Below are 16160 nucleotides of genomic sequence, written 5' to 3'. Positions count from 1 at the left end.
ACACAAATGACGTCCTGTTCTTTATGATGAATAAAGAGCGGGACGTCTTTTGTGACTAAAAAATGGGTACTGATTAAGCATTCGGTTTGCCCCCGATCACCGCGACCGTACGATAGTCACGGGAGTTAGGACCGCGCCGCACGGACACTTCCTGAAAGCCGAGTTTCGTCGCCTCAGGGATGAATTGTTCATTGATCAAGTCAGTAATCCCGTTCCACTGCATATCGCCTTTCCCATCGCAATAGGTAATCACAAACGTGCCGTTCGGTTTCAAGACGCGCTTGATTTCAGATAGGACGGTCGCCACATCTTCCCAAAAATACAGCGTATGAACGCTGAACACATGATCAATGGATGTGTCGTCGATCTTGAGCTGATGCACGTCTCCTTGAATCAGGTGAGCTCGTCCAGTTCGAATCGACGTGGCGTTACGTTTCTCGGCAGAAGCAAGAACGGTCTTCGAACGGTCGAGACCGATCACGGTCACATCTTCACGCTGTTGAAGGATGGTCGCTAGCGCATCACCCGCCCCACATCCAAGCTCAAGCACGGTCGCGTTTGGATGCATTTGTAATTGATTGATTGTCCATTCGACTTCGATGCGATGTTGGCGCACCATCTTTTCCCCGATATATTTTCCGACGGGACCGCGTGGGTTTTCATACTGACTGTCCACCCAGTTTTTGAACACTTGTGGGAGCATACTGTCACCTCACTTTGAAAGTAGCTCGATTGTAGCACATTGACGAGACAAAGGAGTCAACAACATGCGTTCATTTTGGATACTTGGCAATCAACTCTCGCACGAACTCGAGATGTTGAAGCAGATGAAAGAAGATGACGTCATCGTCATGATCGAGGCGACGTCTCGCGCGACGTGGCGTCCGTATCATAAACAAAAGCTCGTCCTCATTTTCTCGGCGATGCGACACTTTGCCGAAGAGTTGCGCGACAAAGGGTATACCGTCGATTATCAGGAGGCGGATTCGTTTCAAGACGCTTGGGATGAACATTTTAAACAGTATCAACCGGACGAGATTCATGTCACCGCCGTCACGGATGAACCGATGGCTAAAAGGCTGAAACAGTTCGGCAAAAAACATAAGCTTGTCGAACATACGGATGTTCCGCTCTTCTACTTATCGAAAGAAGAAGCGGTAGACTCTCTTGGAAGCGAGCCGTGGCGGATGGACCGGTTTTATCGCCACATGCGGAAGCGGTTCGATGTCTTGCTCGAAGAGGGGAAGCCACGCGGAGGGAAATGGTCGTTTGATGCGGAGAATCGAAAGCCACCGAAAGACGGATTATCGTTCCCGTCCGCCATTCATTTTCGACCGGACGCCATCACGAAAGACGTCATCGAAAAGGTCGAGTCGACGTTCTCGGACCACCCGGGAAACGTGACTCCGTTTCACTGGCCAGTCACACACACCGAGGCAAGACGTGCGCTCAAGCGATTCGTGGAAGAACGACTCGAGACGTTCGGTCCGTATCAAGATGCGATGATGACGGATGAACCTGAGATGTCACACAGTCTGTTGTCGGCTGCCATCAACATCGGTCTGTTGACGCCACATGAAGTGGTCGAGGCGGCGTGTCAGGCGGATGCCCCATTGTCATCGATCGAAGGATTCGTCCGTCAAATTCTCGGATGGCGGGAATATATGCGCGCCGTCTACCTCGCCGTCATGCCGGGGTATGAAGAGGTGAACACGTTCAAGCACGAACGCGATTTACCATCCTTCTTCTGGGACGCGAAGACGGATTTGAACTGCCTGCATCAAAGTCTGAAGCCGGTCGTGGCGCATGCGCACAACCATCACATCCAGCGACTGATGGTGCTTGGAAATTATGCGACGCTGTTTGAAATCAATCCAAAACAGACGAGCGACTGGTTCAACGAGATGTATATCGACGCTTATGACTGGGTCGTCTTACCGAACGTGCTCGGGATGGCGCTCCATGCGGACGGTGGGAAACTCGCCACGAAACCATACGTTGCTTCCGGAAAGTATATCGACCGGATGAGTGACTATTGTCGAGATTGTCCATATAACCCGAAACACACGACCGAAGAGGATGCTTGTCCGTTCAACGCCCTCTACTGGCGGTTCATCGATCGTCACGAGGAACGCTTCTCGAAAAATCAACGGATGAAGATGATGGTCCGCAATTGGCAAGGACGGGACGATGACGTGAAAGCAGACATATTAGTGAAAGCCGAACAGACGTTGACCGATTCCCCGTGAATCGGTTTTTTTACGTTCTCTTCATGAAACTTAGCGATTCCTTTATCGTAGCTTTACAATCATCCGCTACGATAGGAGCTGTGAGACCCCTCACTCCAAGTGAATAGTTACCGGTAGAACCTTTGAGAGACCAACAGAAGCCCGTACGTCCCTGACGTGTCGTTTCTGTTGGTCCTTTTTTTCAAGAAAGGATGATTCAAGTGAATGAAGCGATTGCACGAATCGGGCAGGAACGGATGATTGCCTCGATCAAGAGTCCAAAACAAATCGAAGCGTTTTTGCAGACAGATGTGACGACGACGTTCCTCATGATGGGGACGCTCAGCACGCTCGACCGCTATGTGGCGCATTTGAAACGAGAGAACCGAACGGTCTTCCTCCACGCCGAGCGAATCAACGGGATCAGTCTCGACCGGGATGGCATCGACTATCTCGCCAAACGAGTAGGGGCCGACGGGATTGTCACGACGAAGGCATCGGTACTACAGCACGCGAAACGGGCAGGGCTCTTGACTGTCCAACGCCTGTTCCTCGTCGACTCAGACGCGGTCACGAGCGGCCTTAAACTCGCAGAGGCCCAGCAACCGGACGCGATCGAACTCATGCCCGGATTGATTCCGAGTGTCGTCGAAAAGATTTCCCGGGACGTTTCTTTCCCAATCGTGACGGGTGGCATGATTCGGCAACCGATTGATGTGCATCGCGCCCTCGATCATGGGGCATTCGCGGTATCGACCGGGGATGAACGACTTTGGAAAGTCCAAAGTCAGAAGGAGGAAATGGCATGAAAACGATTCAACTACAACAACTGACGAAATCATTCGGGGAGACGGAAGTCATTCGGGGCATCGACGTGACGATTGAAGCGGGAGAATTCTTCGCGCTCGTCGGACCGTCCGGGTGTGGCAAGAGTACGATGCTTCGTATGATCGCTGGGCTCGAATCGATCACGAGCGGAACGCTTCGCATCGACGGGGTGGCGGCAAACGGGATGAAACCGAGCGAGCGTCACTTATCGATGGTCTTCCAAAACTATGCGCTCTATCCACATATGACGGTCGAGAAAAATATCACGTTCGGATTACATACGAAAGGACTGACGAAATTGGAGCAGCGAGAGCGTTGCCTCATGGCGGCCGACACGCTCGGACTTACCGATTATTTGAAACGGAAGCCGCGTGAGCTGTCAGGTGGTCAAAGACAACGCGTCGCCTTGGCACGCGCTATCGTGACCGAGGCACCGATTTGCCTCATGGATGAGCCGCTCTCGAACTTAGACGCGAAACTACGGGCGAAGATGCGCTCGGAGATTCGTCAGTTGCAGCGAAAACTCGGGCTGACGATGATTTACGTCACACATGACCAGATCGAGGCGATGACGATGGCGGACCGCATCATGCTTCTCAATGAAGGGGAAGTACAACAAGTCGGGAAGCCGCTCGACCTATACAACAAGCCGGCGAACACGTTCGTCGCCTCATTCATCGGGTCGCCTCCGATGAACTTAGCCGAAGTCACACGACAAGAAAAAGAATGGATGGCGTCGGACGGACGCATGTTTCATCCGAACGCGATGACAGACGTTTCAGCGGCAACACTTGGCGTCCGTCCGGAGCAAATCAAACCGGCAAATGAGGACGTGACGTTTTATGCGGAATTGAAGAACATCGAAGTCCTCGGGACCGAGACGATTCTCGCATTCGATGTCGGTGGGAATGAATGGCTAGCCAAGTGGCCGGGACAATGGCCACTCAACGTCGGCGAAAAAGTGGCGTGTTACGTGGAACCGAAACAGATGTCGCTATTCGATGCGGATGGACAACGCATCGAGCCGAAGCACCCGAAACTGTTTGAGGCGTTGGAGGTGTTCCAATGACGGTCGCCTTACCGAGGGAGAAAGTCCGTGCGAGACTGTCGGACGCGGCGAGTGGACTGTTGTACTTGTCCCCGTCGATCATCTTGTTTGGTGTCTTTCTCGTCTATCCGCTCCTCCGGACGATGTATTTAAGCTTCTTTCGGACGGATACACAAGGAACACCACTTGAATTTGTCGGCATCGGTCATTACAGCAACCTGTTCACGAGCGCGGCGTTTTGGCAAAGCATCCAAGCGACGGTGGGATTCGTCCTGTTGACCGTTCCGCTCACGATTCTCATCGCACTCGGTCTCGCATTACTCGCCAACGAGAAATTGAAAGGCATCGGCCTCTTCCGTACGGCGTTCTCGGCGACGATGGGGATGAGTGTCGCTGCGTCATCGGTCATCTGGATGTTCATGTACAACCCGTCAATCGGGATTTTCAACCGCTTCCTCGAGGCAATTGGTGCGAGCGGCGTACAGTGGCTCCTCGACCCACAATATGCGCTTCTTTCTGTGTCGATTGCGACCGTCTGGATGAATATCGGCTTCACGTTTTTGATTCTCCTCGGCGGTCTGCAAAACATCGACCGGACGCTATACGAGAGTGCGGACATCGCGGGGACGAGTTACTGGACGCAACTTCGTGCCATCACGATCCCGATGTTGTCCCCGACGCTCTTCTTCGTCGGCATCATCTCGCTCATCAACGCCTTCCAGACGTTCGGGCAGATTGACTTGTTGACGAAAGGCGGACCGACGAATGCGACGAACGTCATCGTCTATGCCATCTATAAAGACGCGTTCATCAACTACAACGTCGGAAGTGCCAGTGCACAAGCGGTGCTCTTATTCATCGCCGTCCTTCTGTTGACATGGCTTCAGTTTAAACTGGTCGAAAGGAAGGTGCATTACCAATGAGATTACGGAATGTAGGCGTGTATGTGCTTCTCGTCTTGAGCGCCGTCGTTATGCTGTTTCCGATCGCGTATGCGTTCTCGATCAGTCTGATGGACGGAAAGGAAGTGCTCCAAGGGCATTTGCTCCCACGCGACCCATCCTTCGAGAATTACGTGGCCGCGTTCGAACGAATTCCGATGATGACCTACTTAGTAAACAGTTTGATTGTCGCACTCCTCGTCATGATCGGGCAGGTCGTCTTGTCGAGTCTTGCGGCATTCGCGTTCGTCTTCATCGACTTCAAAGGAAAAGGGCTCATCTTTATGCTTTTCCTCGCGACGATGATGGTGCCGTGGGAAGCGACGATGGTGCCGAACTTTTTGACGATCCAGTCGCTCGGCTGGCTCAACACCGTCTGGGGACTATCGGTGCCGTTCTTCGCACTCGCGTTCGGGACGTTTCTACTCCGGCAACAGTTCAAGACGATTCCATATGAAATGTATGAGGCGTCACAAATCGCCGGGATCAGCCGGTTCCGCTTCTTCTGGAACGTTGTGATGCCGGTCTCGAAGACACCGCTCGTCACGTTGTCGGTATATAGCTTTTTGACGACTTGGAATATGTACTTATGGCCGCTTCTCGTCACGAATACGGAACAGGCGCGGACGGTCCAAATCGGGATTAAACAGATGCAGTCGAACGAGGTCGCTTCGGACTGGGGCGTCGTCATGGCAGCCGTCATCTTGATCATCATTCCGACACTTTTATTGTTATTCGCAGGGCAAAAACATCTACAAGAAGGATTGACGCAGGGCGCGATCAAATAATAGGGGGACATGACAAATGAAAAAGTTTGGATTATTCGCAGGGTTGGCAAGTTCGGTATTATTACTCGGGGCATGTGGAAGTGAAGAAGCGGCACCGGTCGCGGCAACGACGGAAGACGGAAAGACAGAAGTCGTCTTTTGGCACGCGATGAGCGGGGATTTGGAGACGGCGCTCAACACGCAGGTCGATGCGTTCAACGCGTCGCAAGACGATTATGAAGTGAAGCCGATCTTCCAAGGAACGTATGAGGAAGCGCTGACGAAATTTAACGCGGTCGCCGGTTCGGAAGACGCGCCTGCCATCATGCAGACGTTCGAGGTCGGGACGAAATACATGATTGACTCAAATAAGATCACGCCGGTCCAAGAGTTCATCGACAAAGAGGACTTTGACACGAGCGTATGGGAAGAGAATATCTTGAGCTATTACCAAGTGGACGGCAAACAATACTCGATGCCGTTCAACTCCTCGACACCAGTCCTCATCTACAACAAAGATGCGTTCAAAGAGGCGGGACTCGACCCAGAGAAGGCGCCGCGCACGTATGACGAGTTGAAAGAGGCAGCGAAGAAATTGACGACGGACGACCAGACTGGATTCACGATGCTCAACTATGGCTGGTTCTTCGAACAGCTCGTCGCTGCGCAAGGTGGGCTATACGTCGATCATGACAACGGACGAAGTGGTAATCCGACGAAAGCCGTATTCGATGGAGAAGAAGGGCAGAACGCCTTCAACTTGATCAAAGACATGTACGATGAGAAGACGTTCCTGAACGTCGGTCAAAACTGGGATGACATGCGTGCGGCGTTCCAATCTGGAAAAGTCGCAATGTACTTGGACTCGTCAGCCGGTATTCGTACCGTTGCGGACAACGCGGATTTTGAAATCGGTGCCTCTTACTTGCCTGTACCGAACGAAGCAGATCGTCAAGGTGTCGTCATCGGGGGAGCCTCACTCTGGATGGGTGACGGCATCGCCGAAGAAACGAAAGAAGGCGCGTGGGAGTTCATGAAGTACGTGTCATCAACAGAGGCGCAAGCACAGTGGCATGTCGACACAGGCTACTTTGCCATCAACCCTGAAGCATACAATGAACCGATCGTCGAAGAAATGTGGGCGACATATCCACAGCTCAAAGTGACGGTCGACCAATTGAGTGAGACGAAACCTTCACCGGCGACACAAGGAGCGCTCATCTCGACATTCCCACAATCACGTCAGAGTGTCGTCAACGCGATGGAGAGCCTGTATCAAGGCGTGTCGGTCGAGGACGCATTGAAGCGCGCGGCTGACGAGACGACTTCCACCTTGGGGCAGTGATATGTTGATTTACGCACATCGTGGATATAGCGCCAATTACCCGGAAAATACGTTGTCCGCGTTCGAAGCGGCCCTCCCTCATGTGGATGGCATCGAGCTGGATGTTCAACTATCAAAAGACGGTCGGCTCGTCGTCATCCATGACGAGACCGTCGATCGGACGACAGATGGGGCAGGATGGGTGAAAGACATGACGCTTCAAGAACTGCGTCAATTAAAAATTGACGGATATGAACGGATTCCGACGTTAGAAGAAGTGCTCGGCTTGATTGAACGAAGTGACGTTACGCTTAACATTGAATTGAAGACGGACCAATACGCGTATCCAGGCATCGAACGACTTGCCTGGCTCGCCGTTGACGAGTTCCAACTGACTGACCGGGTCGTCTTCTCTTCGTTTAATCGCGAGACGCTCGTCCGGATGCGGGATGAGGCGCCGACCGCACGCCTTGCTGTCTTGACGCTGACGGGAGAATCGGACACCGTGTCGTTTGCTGAAACAATACAGGCCGAGGCAATTCACGCACAGGCCGAGTTTATCGGTTCGAAAGCGTGGGAAGCGATTCAACGGACGTCCCTCGAGACAAGACTCTACACGATTAACGATGTGACAGAGCTGCCTCCGATTCCGGTGGCGGCCATCATGACGGATGAAGTCGAACGATTTACGAGATAACCAAGACAAAACCCCGCTCCTTGAAGGAGCGGGGTTCGTTCATGTCATGATCGGTTCAGATGATTCATAGGTTGAGATGACGACTTGGTTACGCCCCTCACTTTTGGCTTGATAGAGCGCCGAATCGGCGAGGTCGACCATCCGTTTGATTGGAAGGGATGTACCGTGGGCGACCCCTACGGATGTCGTGATGTGAATCGGTGGGAAATCGTCCAAGTAGAACGTTTCAGCGGCAATCCGTTCCCGAATCCGGTTCGCCACTTTATCCACTTTTTCTGGCGTCAAATCGTACATCAAAATGACGAACTCTTCTCCACCGATACGAGCAACGGTGTCGTGTGCACGCGTCTCTACTTTCAAAATGTCGGCGAACTGTTGTAACACGAGATCACCGTTCCCGTGACCATATGTATCGTTCACCTGTTTGAAGTGATCGATATCGAGCGCAAGAACATTGTACGTCCGATTCTCTTGTGCGATGGAAGCTGTGTACCGATCCCATACGCGTCGATTATAGAGACCGGTCAAGTGGTCTCGCTCTGATGACTGTTTGTATTCGATCGCACGCCGGGTCGTCTGTTCTAAATCGATGGTGAGGATACTCGAGAGTAGACCGACGAGCATGCCGACCATCCAAATGGTCAAGACGAGGGACACATACGCCGTATTCCATCCCATGTTGATGTAGACGGCAATTGAGATGACGAATAGCGCCCAGACGTTTAAAAAGATGCTTTGTAAGAACAGTCGCTCCCGAAGCAACCGATGAATCCAGAGCATCCCGATACTGACCACGAATGTCGCGACGAAGGCGATAAAAGCTTGTTCCGTCATCCCGAACAAGAAGCGCGTACTCGCAATGACGAGTGTCGCAATAAACAGTGGCATCCGAGCGCCGTAAAACGCGAGTAAGACGAGCGGTAGATGACGTAAATCCACACGCACCGTATCGTTGGCCTCGACGGCGTTGTACATCAAAAAGAGACCGAGCGCACCGGCCAACAGACCGATGATTAAGCTACGGAAAAAATGTGAGTGGAATAGCGTAGAATGATAAATCTTCGAGATGATGTAAAATCCGGTGAACGCAACACAGGCGTTCAGTAACAAGACGGTGAGCGTCATTCCTTCACGACCTTTTCGATAGACTATACATTAACCGTAGCAGTCTTCAAAATAATGTCAATTATAAAATGCCTCAGTGTATGCTAAAAAGCAGACCCGAAATTGGTTACGGATTTGCTTCAGGCTACTTATTCAAAAGGATGGTACATAATATTTGAAATTTCACCAGTGAGGCGATGTTGTAATGTGTGATCAGTTGGATAAATCCGACTAGAAAAGACATACTCACCATCATTCACGAAGATTTCAATGGAAGAAGAGTCTATGAATATTCGAACTCGTTCACAATTAGCCTGAACTCGTCGTTCTTGTTCGTCTCGAACGATTTGGATATCACCTTTGGTAACAGAAAGCGTAGCGGTACCTTCAAAACAACTGAATTGAAATTCTCCTTGAACATCAAACTCAAGCTCGAACGCTTTACCTGAAAAGGTAGACAATCTGAGGGGTGTTGAACGTTGACGTAATAATTTCATTTCTTCAATTGGAGTCATCCAGAGCCGACCATTTCGTATCGTTAGTTCTCTTGGGATCGTCATCTGGTTCGTCCAGCCTTCTCGTTGTTCTGGCCAGGCTTCTTCCCACATTGCGTTCCAAGCAATCAGAATCCGTCTGCCTTTATCATCTAGAAAGGTTTGAGCAGCGTAAAAATCATGACCATAATCTAGCTCTGAGAACGAGCCATGTGTGAACTGCGGTGTTTTTACATCGAGCTCTCCTATAAAATAACCGCATTGATGAAGATTATGATAGCGATCTCCTACAGGGTTCATTCCTTGTGGAGAAAGTAATAGAACATCATAGTTTTCCAAAGAAAAAAGGTCGGGACATTCCCACATCCAACCATGTTCTCCTGAATCACCTGCAATGATTCCTCTCTCCCTCCATTGTAAAGCGTCATCTGATTCGTACAGTGCGACTTTCCCGTTCAATTCATCGCGTGTGCCGAGAATCATATAGTATTTACCGTTATCATCCCACACCTTAGGATCCCGAACATGGGCGTTTCCATGTTCGGGAATCTCTGATATGAGAGGATTTTGTACACTTTTTTGAAACGAGAATCCATCTTTTGATGTAGCAAGACATTGGACTTGACGCAACGTTTCACGCTTTTCATCTAACCACGTGTTACCTGTGTAATACAAATGAAGCATGTCGTCTTTGATTAACGCGCTTCCTGAAAAGATACCATCTCGATCATAATGCTCACCTGGACGTAGAGCGATTGGCTTATGTTCCCAATGGATTAAATCCGTTGATGTAGCGTGCCCCCAGTGCATATCATCCCAATCTATTCCAAACGGATGATACTGATAAAAAAGATGGTAGACACCGTTAAACTGACAAAGACCATTAGGATCGTTCATCCAGCCAAAGGGAGGCGCAAAATGGTAGATAGGACGATATGTCATACGGATAACACTTCACTTGTGAATGTGTCCGTAATCATCTGCTTTTCTCCATAAATTTCGACAGTGAGCGGCTCAGTTGAAGGTACACGACGCGTAAGCACAACTTTGTCATGTGATGCAGAAATGTCGAGCGTTTCTCCCTTCCAATCGATTGAGAAAGTAAGATCTTCCCAAGCTTCCGGTAACATAGGAGAAATGCGCAACTCTCCACCGGTCATGCGTACGCCACCAAAGCCGTTTACGACAGCTTGCCAAATTCCACCGAGTGATGCTGCGTGGATACCTGCATCAGACGTTTTCATATTCGGACCAAGATCAATCTCAGAGGCTCGACGGAATAAGCTGTAAGCGAGTTCGCGGTTACCGAGATCGGACGCAAGGACGCTATGAGTTGAAAGAGAGAGCGAGGAGTCATGTAATGTCTTCGGCTCATAGTATTCCCAGTTTGCTCGTTTGACATCTGCTGAGAACAGGTCTTCAAGTAAATACATCAAAATCATCACGTCTGCTTGTTTTGATACTTGGATTTCGTTAACTTGTTCTAGATTATAGTCATAGAACATGGAACCCACATGCTCTTGATTTTTATATTTGCTCAAATCAATAATTTTCTTTTGCAAATACGTATCATCTTGTGGCAATACGCCATCTTCACGTACTTGTGGCAAGTAAATCAAGTCAAGGACATGTCGGAATCGTGTTTCAGCCGTCTCCAAATCAAGCTTTTCGTTCAATTGTTCAAACAGGATCGGTTTTTCGGTGCGTATTAGTTCTACATATTCAATCGCCTTTTGAATGTTCCAGTGGGCTGTATAATTCGTGAACGCGTTGTTGTTGACGTGTTCTTTATATTCATCTGGTCCGACGACCTGATTGATTTCGTAACGGTTATACGTTTCATTCCATTCAAGGCGACTCGCCCAGAATTTTGCGGTATCAATCAAAAGTTCATATCCGTAATTGTCCATAAATTCTTGATCACCGGTGACGTGATAATATTGCCAAGCTGCGAAAGCGACATCCGAGGTAATGTGTTGCTCGATAAAACCAGACCAAATTTTTGTTGCCTCACCTGTGACAATGTCTGCAGCACCCCAGACTGGTGTAACTTCACCATCATCGAGCCATGCTGATTCCCACGGGAACATCGCACCATCGTATCCATTCTCTTTCGCTTTCCGATGTGCCCCAGGTAGCGAGAGGTAACGATACTCGAGCAAGCTACGTGCGATTGCCGGATTCGTGTACGTGTAGTAGGGCAAGATAAAGATTTCTGTATCCCAGAACGTATGCCCTTTATAACCTTCGCCGGACAAACCTTTTGCTCCGATGTTCATTCGGTTGTCGTGCTTCGGTGTCATGACAGCAAGATGGTATTGAGCAAATCGGATAGCCAGTTGGTCGAACATATTTTTTGAGTTTATAGTGATTGGTGTGCGCGACCACACGAGGTCATTCCATGCTTGAACGTGGCTACCGAGTAAGTGATCGTACCCTTTCGATTCAATCTCACGTGTCACATTCAATGCAAGATTTGCGAGTTCTTCTGTCGTATCGACTGTCAATTCTTTATCTCGAGAAGTGAAGACAGTCGAGTATTTTTCGATTGTAAGTACTTCATTTGCTGGAATCACAATATCCGAGTAGTCAAAGAAGATTTGACGGCGATCCATTTTGATGATGGATGTCGGATTCATTGTTTCATGTTGGTAGAAGCGATGGACGCTATGGAAGACGAAATCGATTCCCGATTCAGTCGTCGTTTGGATCTGTTGCATAAAGCGTCCGTCATACAGTCGTTTGTTTCCTTCTAAAAAGTGCTGGACACCACTGTTTGTCGTTTGTCCATTAATACCTGAAGTAAGAGCGAGAACACTGTTTTGTTTAGGTGTTACAGTCACTCGTTGAGCGATTACATGCAGGTTGTCCATGGAGACGAATCGTCGGAAAGTAAGGTCGTAAACATTTCCGTTCGGACTTTGCCATGTGACTTCACGTACGAGTTCAGCTTCTTTTAAATTTAGTGTACGACGATAAGAAAGAATATTTCCCTGTGTCAAATCAAAACGGACACCGTCTAATTTGAATTCCATCCAAATAAGGTCTGCTGCATTCGGAAGTTCGGTCACTTCATTCTCAGCGAACTTATTGAATGTCCCGGCCACGAACAAGTTGCGTGTCTCATTTGCATAATGTTCTTCTGTGACAGAACGTAGCCCCATGTATCCATTTCCGAGAGAAAATACTGATTCACCTTTCCCGAGCCATTCCGGGCGAAATCCGTCTTCAGATACGAGCCAATGTTGTAGATTTTCTCTGCCAGTCGTATAGTTCATCAATGTGTTCGTCACTTTGTAACCTCCTGTATGATAAAGCGCTTTCTTGATTCGTCACCATTCTATCCGAAACGTTTCGGATATTCAATAGTGATTTTGCCATATTTTCTTTCAATTGTTTAAACAACGTGATTAAATAGGGGCAGAAACGTTTTAGAAAAGAGGACTAACATGGAACAAATGATTGCTAGTTTAGGCTTTCAATTCGAAAAAGTGAAGGCGTGGAGATCACAATCGATTTGGAAATCAATTTTTTATGTAGCGATTGCCGTTTTATTCGCCAATGTGCTCGTATATGGAGTGAAATGGATGGGACAAACCGAGGTAGTTGAGGAAGACTTGCCTTCATTTCAGATAACGGAGGATGGTCTTCGGTATGAGCAATCTTTTGCGTTTGATGTTCCTGTTCTTGATCTGTCTGTAATGGTGGGAGAGGAACAGAGAACGGATGCACGCCAAACGCTAGTCCTTATGGAATCCGGTTGGGCATTCAAGCGAAGCGGAGTCGAGACGGATTTGGAAAGTTATCAGACGTTACTTGATTTTGTGGGGCAGTCAGACGTGACAGAACGTGATCTAGATGTTTTATTAAAAGAATTGAACTGGTTCTATCCCATTTACGTGTACGGGGCTACTATGTTTGATTTGGTTTTGCATTTTCTGATAATCTCCCTTCTGGCTCTGGCGGGTCTGGGGTTTCGACGCTTTGTACCGATTCGATATAAAGAAGCATGGACGATTACAGCTTATGGCATCACAGCACCTTTGATTGTACGTACAGCTATTGAATTATTGCCAATCAATGTACCTATGCTCTCTGTTTTATACTGGGCGACTGTTGGTATCTTTGCATTTATGACGATACGAAAAATCGGCGATGACTAATCATCGCCGATTTTTCGTGACCGATTCTCGAAGGATTAACTGATTATTGACGAAGGCTTCATGAGGCACTTCCTGACCTTCCACAATATTGACGATCATCGAAGCGGCTTTTCGGCCCATTTCATAAGGCTGTTGACCAACTGTAGTTAAAGGTGGGGAGACATACTGAGACAATAAAATATTGTCGAATCCGATGATTGATAAGTCTTCTGGAACGTTTAAGCCGAGTTCTCTCGTTGCTTGGAGAACACCAAGTGCCATGACATCAGATGCACAGAAAATTGCGGTTACTTCCGGATGGTTCAACAAAAAAGGGAGTGCTGCATCTTTCGAGGCAATTTCTTCGAAGTCCCCGTTCAATACATATTCCTCACGGAAGTCAATTTCATGATCGTGTATCACTTGGCGATAGGCATCATATCGTACGGTCGAGACATAGGCATGCGGTGCGCCGTTCATGAATGCAATATGGCGGTGTCCGAGTCGGAGGAGATAACGAACGGCTTGTTTAGCGCTCTCGAGTTGATTTGAGGTCACATAACCTGTATTGATTCCTTCAACGGGGATGTCGACCAGTACACAAGGCACTGTGCTTTCGATTGCCTCAAGTAAATAGGGGTCGTCTCGTTTTAGCCCTTGTATAACAACCCCGTCTAGTTGGCGTTCTGCGCACATCTGACTGTACGTTTTATTTTTTTGTTTTGAGGTCGTGGTGGACAGAAGAACGAATTCGTAATCAAGGTTAGATAATTCATCTGACACGCCGCATAAAGTCTCGAACATAAAGTTATCTTTAATGCTCTCGCGTTTTAAATCGGTGACGAGAAAACCGATTGTCTTGGATTGTTTTTTTACTAAGCTGCGCGCCAAAATATTCGGGCTATAACCAAGTTCTTTTGCGACACTTAAAATTTTGTCTCGTGTTTCTTTGTTTACATCGTCGTAGCCATTTAAGGCCCGAGATACCGTTGTGACGGAAAAACCGGATGCTTTAGAAACATCTTTTAATGTGGCCATCATACAATACTCCTTTATGAAAACGTTATGAGTAATTTAAGCAAAATTTATAGGTACATCTAGTTTAGTCTGGATATGACTGCCTTGTAAACTCCGAATTGGAAGCGTTTTTAATGACTTTTAAAAAAGTTCTTGATTTCCGAAACGTTTCGGGTATAAAATCGAGTTGTGAGTTGAAAGCGGTTACTTTAATTTGAACAACATTACGTTTGAGGAGGAAATGATTGATGAATAAAAAAGTGTCTAAGCCATTATCGATTGTCATGCTATTAGGACTTGTCTTTACTGCAGCTTGTGGCGGAGAAGAGGAGGCGCAAGTCGCTTCAGATCCATCTGAACTTGAAGGTAAAGAAATTACGGTCGGGACATGGAAGGGGACCGATGCTGAAGTAAAAGCATTCGATGAATTGTTAGCAGCTTTCACTGAAGAGACAGGAATCAAAGTTAAAAAGAAAGTCTACAATGATTATCAAACACAGCTTCAAACCGACCTTGTCGGTGGAACGGCACCGGACGTATTTTATGTAGATGCTTTTTTGGCACCTGAACTTTCTAAACAAGGTGTACTTGAACCGCTTGATCAGTATATTGAACAAGCCGAAAAAGATTTAGGCGACTTCTATGAACCTGCCATCAATGCTTTTAAATCTGAAGATCAATTGTTTGGTCTTCCAAAAGATTATTCTACTCTAGGACTTTACTACAACAAAAAGTTGATTGAAGACGCTGGATTCACAGCGGATGATATCCCGACAGAGATGGACCAACTTCCTGAATTTTTAAAAGAGTTGCAAGAAAAGCTTCCAACTGGTGTGACACCAGCAATCACCACATCTGAACTCGCGCGTCATATGTTCGTACTACAATCAGGTGGAACGGATATCGTGGATGAGAACGGAATGGCGGTATTGTCCCAACAGGATCAAATTGAAGCATTGCAACCACTTGTAGATGCCTATCAGGATAAACTTGTTCAACGACCTGCTGATTTAGGACAAGGATGGGCAGGTGATTCATTTGGAGCTGAAAAAGCGGCGATCATGATTGAAGGGAACTGGGCAATCTCGCATATCGAACAGAACTTCCCGAACGTTGAAATGGGGACGAAAGAAGTCCCTACGATTGGTGGGGACAGCGGTTCGATGATGTTCACAGTCTCTTATTCGCTCAATAGCGATTCGGAAGAAAAAGCAGCAGGGTGGGAATTTATCAATTATGCGACTTCGAAAGACGGCATGAAGATTTGGTCTGAAGGAGCAGGTGTTCTCCCATCACTCAAATCAATCGCCGAAGAACTTAATCTTCAAGATGATGAATTAAAAGCACCGTTCGTTGCGGCCGGAGCTTATGCAACACCTTGGCAAAAAGGCGACTCTCTTTCAATTGTTGCCCGGGAATACAACAACTTGTTACCGGCAGCTTTGAAAGGTGATATGACGCTCGAAGAAGCAATGAAAAAAGCAGAAGAAACTGCAAATAAAGATATCGAGACGCAATTGAAATAAAGAAACAAGTGGGCTCGCGTCACCGCGCGAGCCTCGTTTTGTTC

The 16160-nt window shown here is 48.1% G+C and carries 14 protein-coding genes; 9 read left to right on the top strand and 5 right to left on the bottom strand.

From position 1 onward, the window contains the following. Positions 1–73 precede the first annotated feature (73 nt). Positions 74–703, bottom strand: a complete 630-nt coding sequence (locus KNO75_RS08960) for a methyltransferase domain-containing protein (protein ID WP_214793011.1) — start codon at positions 701–703, stop codon at positions 74–76. 64 nt (positions 704–767) lie between these two features. Here KNO75_RS08960 and KNO75_RS08955 point away from each other — a divergent pair, with 64 nt between their 5' ends. From KNO75_RS08955 to KNO75_RS08925, 7 genes are all read left to right on the top strand, one after another. Next, positions 768–2249: a cryptochrome/photolyase family protein gene (locus KNO75_RS08955; RefSeq protein ID WP_214821232.1), complete on the top strand. Its 1482-nt coding sequence runs from the start codon at positions 768–770 to the stop codon at positions 2247–2249. A gap of 200 nt (positions 2250–2449) precedes the next feature. Then, positions 2450–3037 carry a glycerol-3-phosphate responsive antiterminator gene (locus tag KNO75_RS08950; protein WP_483298000.1) on the top strand — a complete coding sequence of 196 codons (588 nt, stop codon included), beginning with the start codon at positions 2450–2452 and terminating at the stop codon, positions 3035–3037. Next, on the top strand, positions 3034–4125 hold the full coding sequence (locus tag KNO75_RS08945) for an ABC transporter ATP-binding protein (protein ID WP_214821230.1): 1092 nt from the start codon (positions 3034–3036) through the stop codon (positions 4123–4125). The genes KNO75_RS08950 and KNO75_RS08945 overlap by 4 nt, the downstream gene beginning before the upstream one ends. Next, positions 4122–5027 carry a carbohydrate ABC transporter permease gene (locus tag KNO75_RS08940; protein WP_214793022.1) on the top strand — a complete coding sequence of 302 codons (906 nt, stop codon included), beginning with the start codon at positions 4122–4124 and terminating at the stop codon, positions 5025–5027. The genes KNO75_RS08945 and KNO75_RS08940 overlap by 4 nt, the downstream gene beginning before the upstream one ends. Then, complete coding sequence (locus KNO75_RS08935) at positions 5024–5833, top strand: carbohydrate ABC transporter permease (RefSeq protein WP_214821228.1); 810 nt, start codon at positions 5024–5026, stop codon at positions 5831–5833. The genes KNO75_RS08940 and KNO75_RS08935 overlap by 4 nt, the downstream gene beginning before the upstream one ends. Positions 5834–5849: 16 nt before the next feature. Further along, a complete protein-coding gene (locus tag KNO75_RS08930) occupies positions 5850–7157 on the top strand; it encodes an ABC transporter substrate-binding protein (protein ID WP_214821226.1) in 1308 nt (435 codons plus the stop codon). Position 7158: 1 nt separating this feature from the next. Next, complete coding sequence (locus tag KNO75_RS08925) at positions 7159–7833, top strand: glycerophosphodiester phosphodiesterase (RefSeq protein ID WP_214821224.1); 675 nt, start codon at positions 7159–7161, stop codon at positions 7831–7833. Between the two features lie 39 nt (positions 7834–7872). Here the strand turns inward: KNO75_RS08925 and KNO75_RS08920 are convergent, their stop codons facing one another. The 3 genes from KNO75_RS08920 to KNO75_RS08910 form a co-directional block, all read right to left on the bottom strand. Then, positions 7873–8958, bottom strand: a complete 1086-nt coding sequence (locus tag KNO75_RS08920; RefSeq protein WP_214816538.1) for a GGDEF domain-containing protein — start codon at positions 8956–8958, stop codon at positions 7873–7875. Positions 8959–9086: 128 nt separating this feature from the next. Next, positions 9087–10373 (bottom strand): glycoside hydrolase family 32 protein, encoded by a 1287-nt coding sequence (locus tag KNO75_RS08915; RefSeq protein WP_214821222.1) that lies wholly within the window; start codon positions 10371–10373, stop codon positions 9087–9089. After that, positions 10370–12709, bottom strand: a complete 2340-nt coding sequence (locus KNO75_RS08910) for a glycoside hydrolase family 65 protein (RefSeq protein ID WP_214821763.1) — start codon at positions 12707–12709, stop codon at positions 10370–10372. Before KNO75_RS08910 ends, KNO75_RS08915 begins: the two co-directional genes overlap by 4 nt. Positions 12710–12880: 171 nt before the next feature. Here KNO75_RS08910 and KNO75_RS08905 point away from each other — a divergent pair, with 171 nt between their 5' ends. Beyond that, on the top strand, positions 12881–13594 hold the full coding sequence (locus KNO75_RS08905) for a DUF1189 domain-containing protein (RefSeq protein WP_214821220.1): 714 nt from the start codon (positions 12881–12883) through the stop codon (positions 13592–13594). Here the strand turns inward: KNO75_RS08905 and KNO75_RS08900 are convergent, their stop codons facing one another. Further along, positions 13595–14611, bottom strand: a complete 1017-nt coding sequence (locus KNO75_RS08900) for a LacI family DNA-binding transcriptional regulator (RefSeq protein WP_214821218.1) — start codon at positions 14609–14611, stop codon at positions 13595–13597. It lies immediately after the preceding gene. A 227-nt stretch (positions 14612–14838) separates the two neighbouring features. Here KNO75_RS08900 and KNO75_RS08895 point away from each other — a divergent pair, with 227 nt between their 5' ends. Further along, a complete protein-coding gene (locus KNO75_RS08895; protein WP_214821216.1) occupies positions 14839–16116 on the top strand; it encodes an ABC transporter substrate-binding protein in 1278 nt (425 codons plus the stop codon). The last annotated feature ends 44 nt before the right edge of the window (positions 16117–16160 follow it).

The sequence above is a fragment of the Exiguobacterium sp. s35 genome (assembly GCF_018617535.1).
GTDB classification, from domain to species: domain Bacteria; phylum Bacillota; class Bacilli; order Exiguobacteriales; family Exiguobacteriaceae; genus Exiguobacterium; species Exiguobacterium aestuarii.
This window is presented reverse-complemented; position numbering and strand designations above follow the sequence as displayed.

What these genes read in the sequence shown, in the direction of transcription:
- KNO75_RS08960 (WP_214793011.1), bottom strand. Translation starts at nt 703, where the DNA reads ATGCTCCCACAAGTGTTCAAAAACTGGGTGGACAGTCAGTATGAAAAC.
- KNO75_RS08955 (WP_214821232.1), top strand. Translation starts at nt 768, where the DNA reads ATGCGTTCATTTTGGATACTTGGCAATCAACTCTCGCACGAACTCGAG.
- KNO75_RS08945 (WP_214821230.1), top strand. Translation starts at nt 3,034, where the DNA reads ATGAAAACGATTCAACTACAACAACTGACGAAATCATTCGGGGAGACG.
- KNO75_RS08940 (WP_214793022.1), top strand. Translation starts at nt 4,122, where the DNA reads ATGACGGTCGCCTTACCGAGGGAGAAAGTCCGTGCGAGACTGTCGGAC.
- KNO75_RS08935 (WP_214821228.1), top strand. Translation starts at nt 5,024, where the DNA reads ATGAGATTACGGAATGTAGGCGTGTATGTGCTTCTCGTCTTGAGCGCC.
- KNO75_RS08930 (WP_214821226.1), top strand. Translation starts at nt 5,850, where the DNA reads ATGAAAAAGTTTGGATTATTCGCAGGGTTGGCAAGTTCGGTATTATTA.
- KNO75_RS08925 (WP_214821224.1), top strand. Translation starts at nt 7,159, where the DNA reads ATGTTGATTTACGCACATCGTGGATATAGCGCCAATTACCCGGAAAAT.
- KNO75_RS08920 (WP_214816538.1), bottom strand. Translation starts at nt 8,958, where the DNA reads ATGACGCTCACCGTCTTGTTACTGAACGCCTGTGTTGCGTTCACCGGA.
- KNO75_RS08915 (WP_214821222.1), bottom strand. Translation starts at nt 10,373, where the DNA reads ATGACATATCGTCCTATCTACCATTTTGCGCCTCCCTTTGGCTGGATG.
- KNO75_RS08910 (WP_214821763.1), bottom strand. Translation starts at nt 12,709, where the DNA reads ATGAACTATACGACTGGCAGAGAAAATCTACAACATTGGCTCGTATCT.
- KNO75_RS08905 (WP_214821220.1), top strand. Translation starts at nt 12,881, where the DNA reads ATGGAACAAATGATTGCTAGTTTAGGCTTTCAATTCGAAAAAGTGAAG.
- KNO75_RS08900 (WP_214821218.1), bottom strand. Translation starts at nt 14,611, where the DNA reads ATGGCCACATTAAAAGATGTTTCTAAAGCATCCGGTTTTTCCGTCACA.
- KNO75_RS08895 (WP_214821216.1), top strand. Translation starts at nt 14,839, where the DNA reads ATGAATAAAAAAGTGTCTAAGCCATTATCGATTGTCATGCTATTAGGA.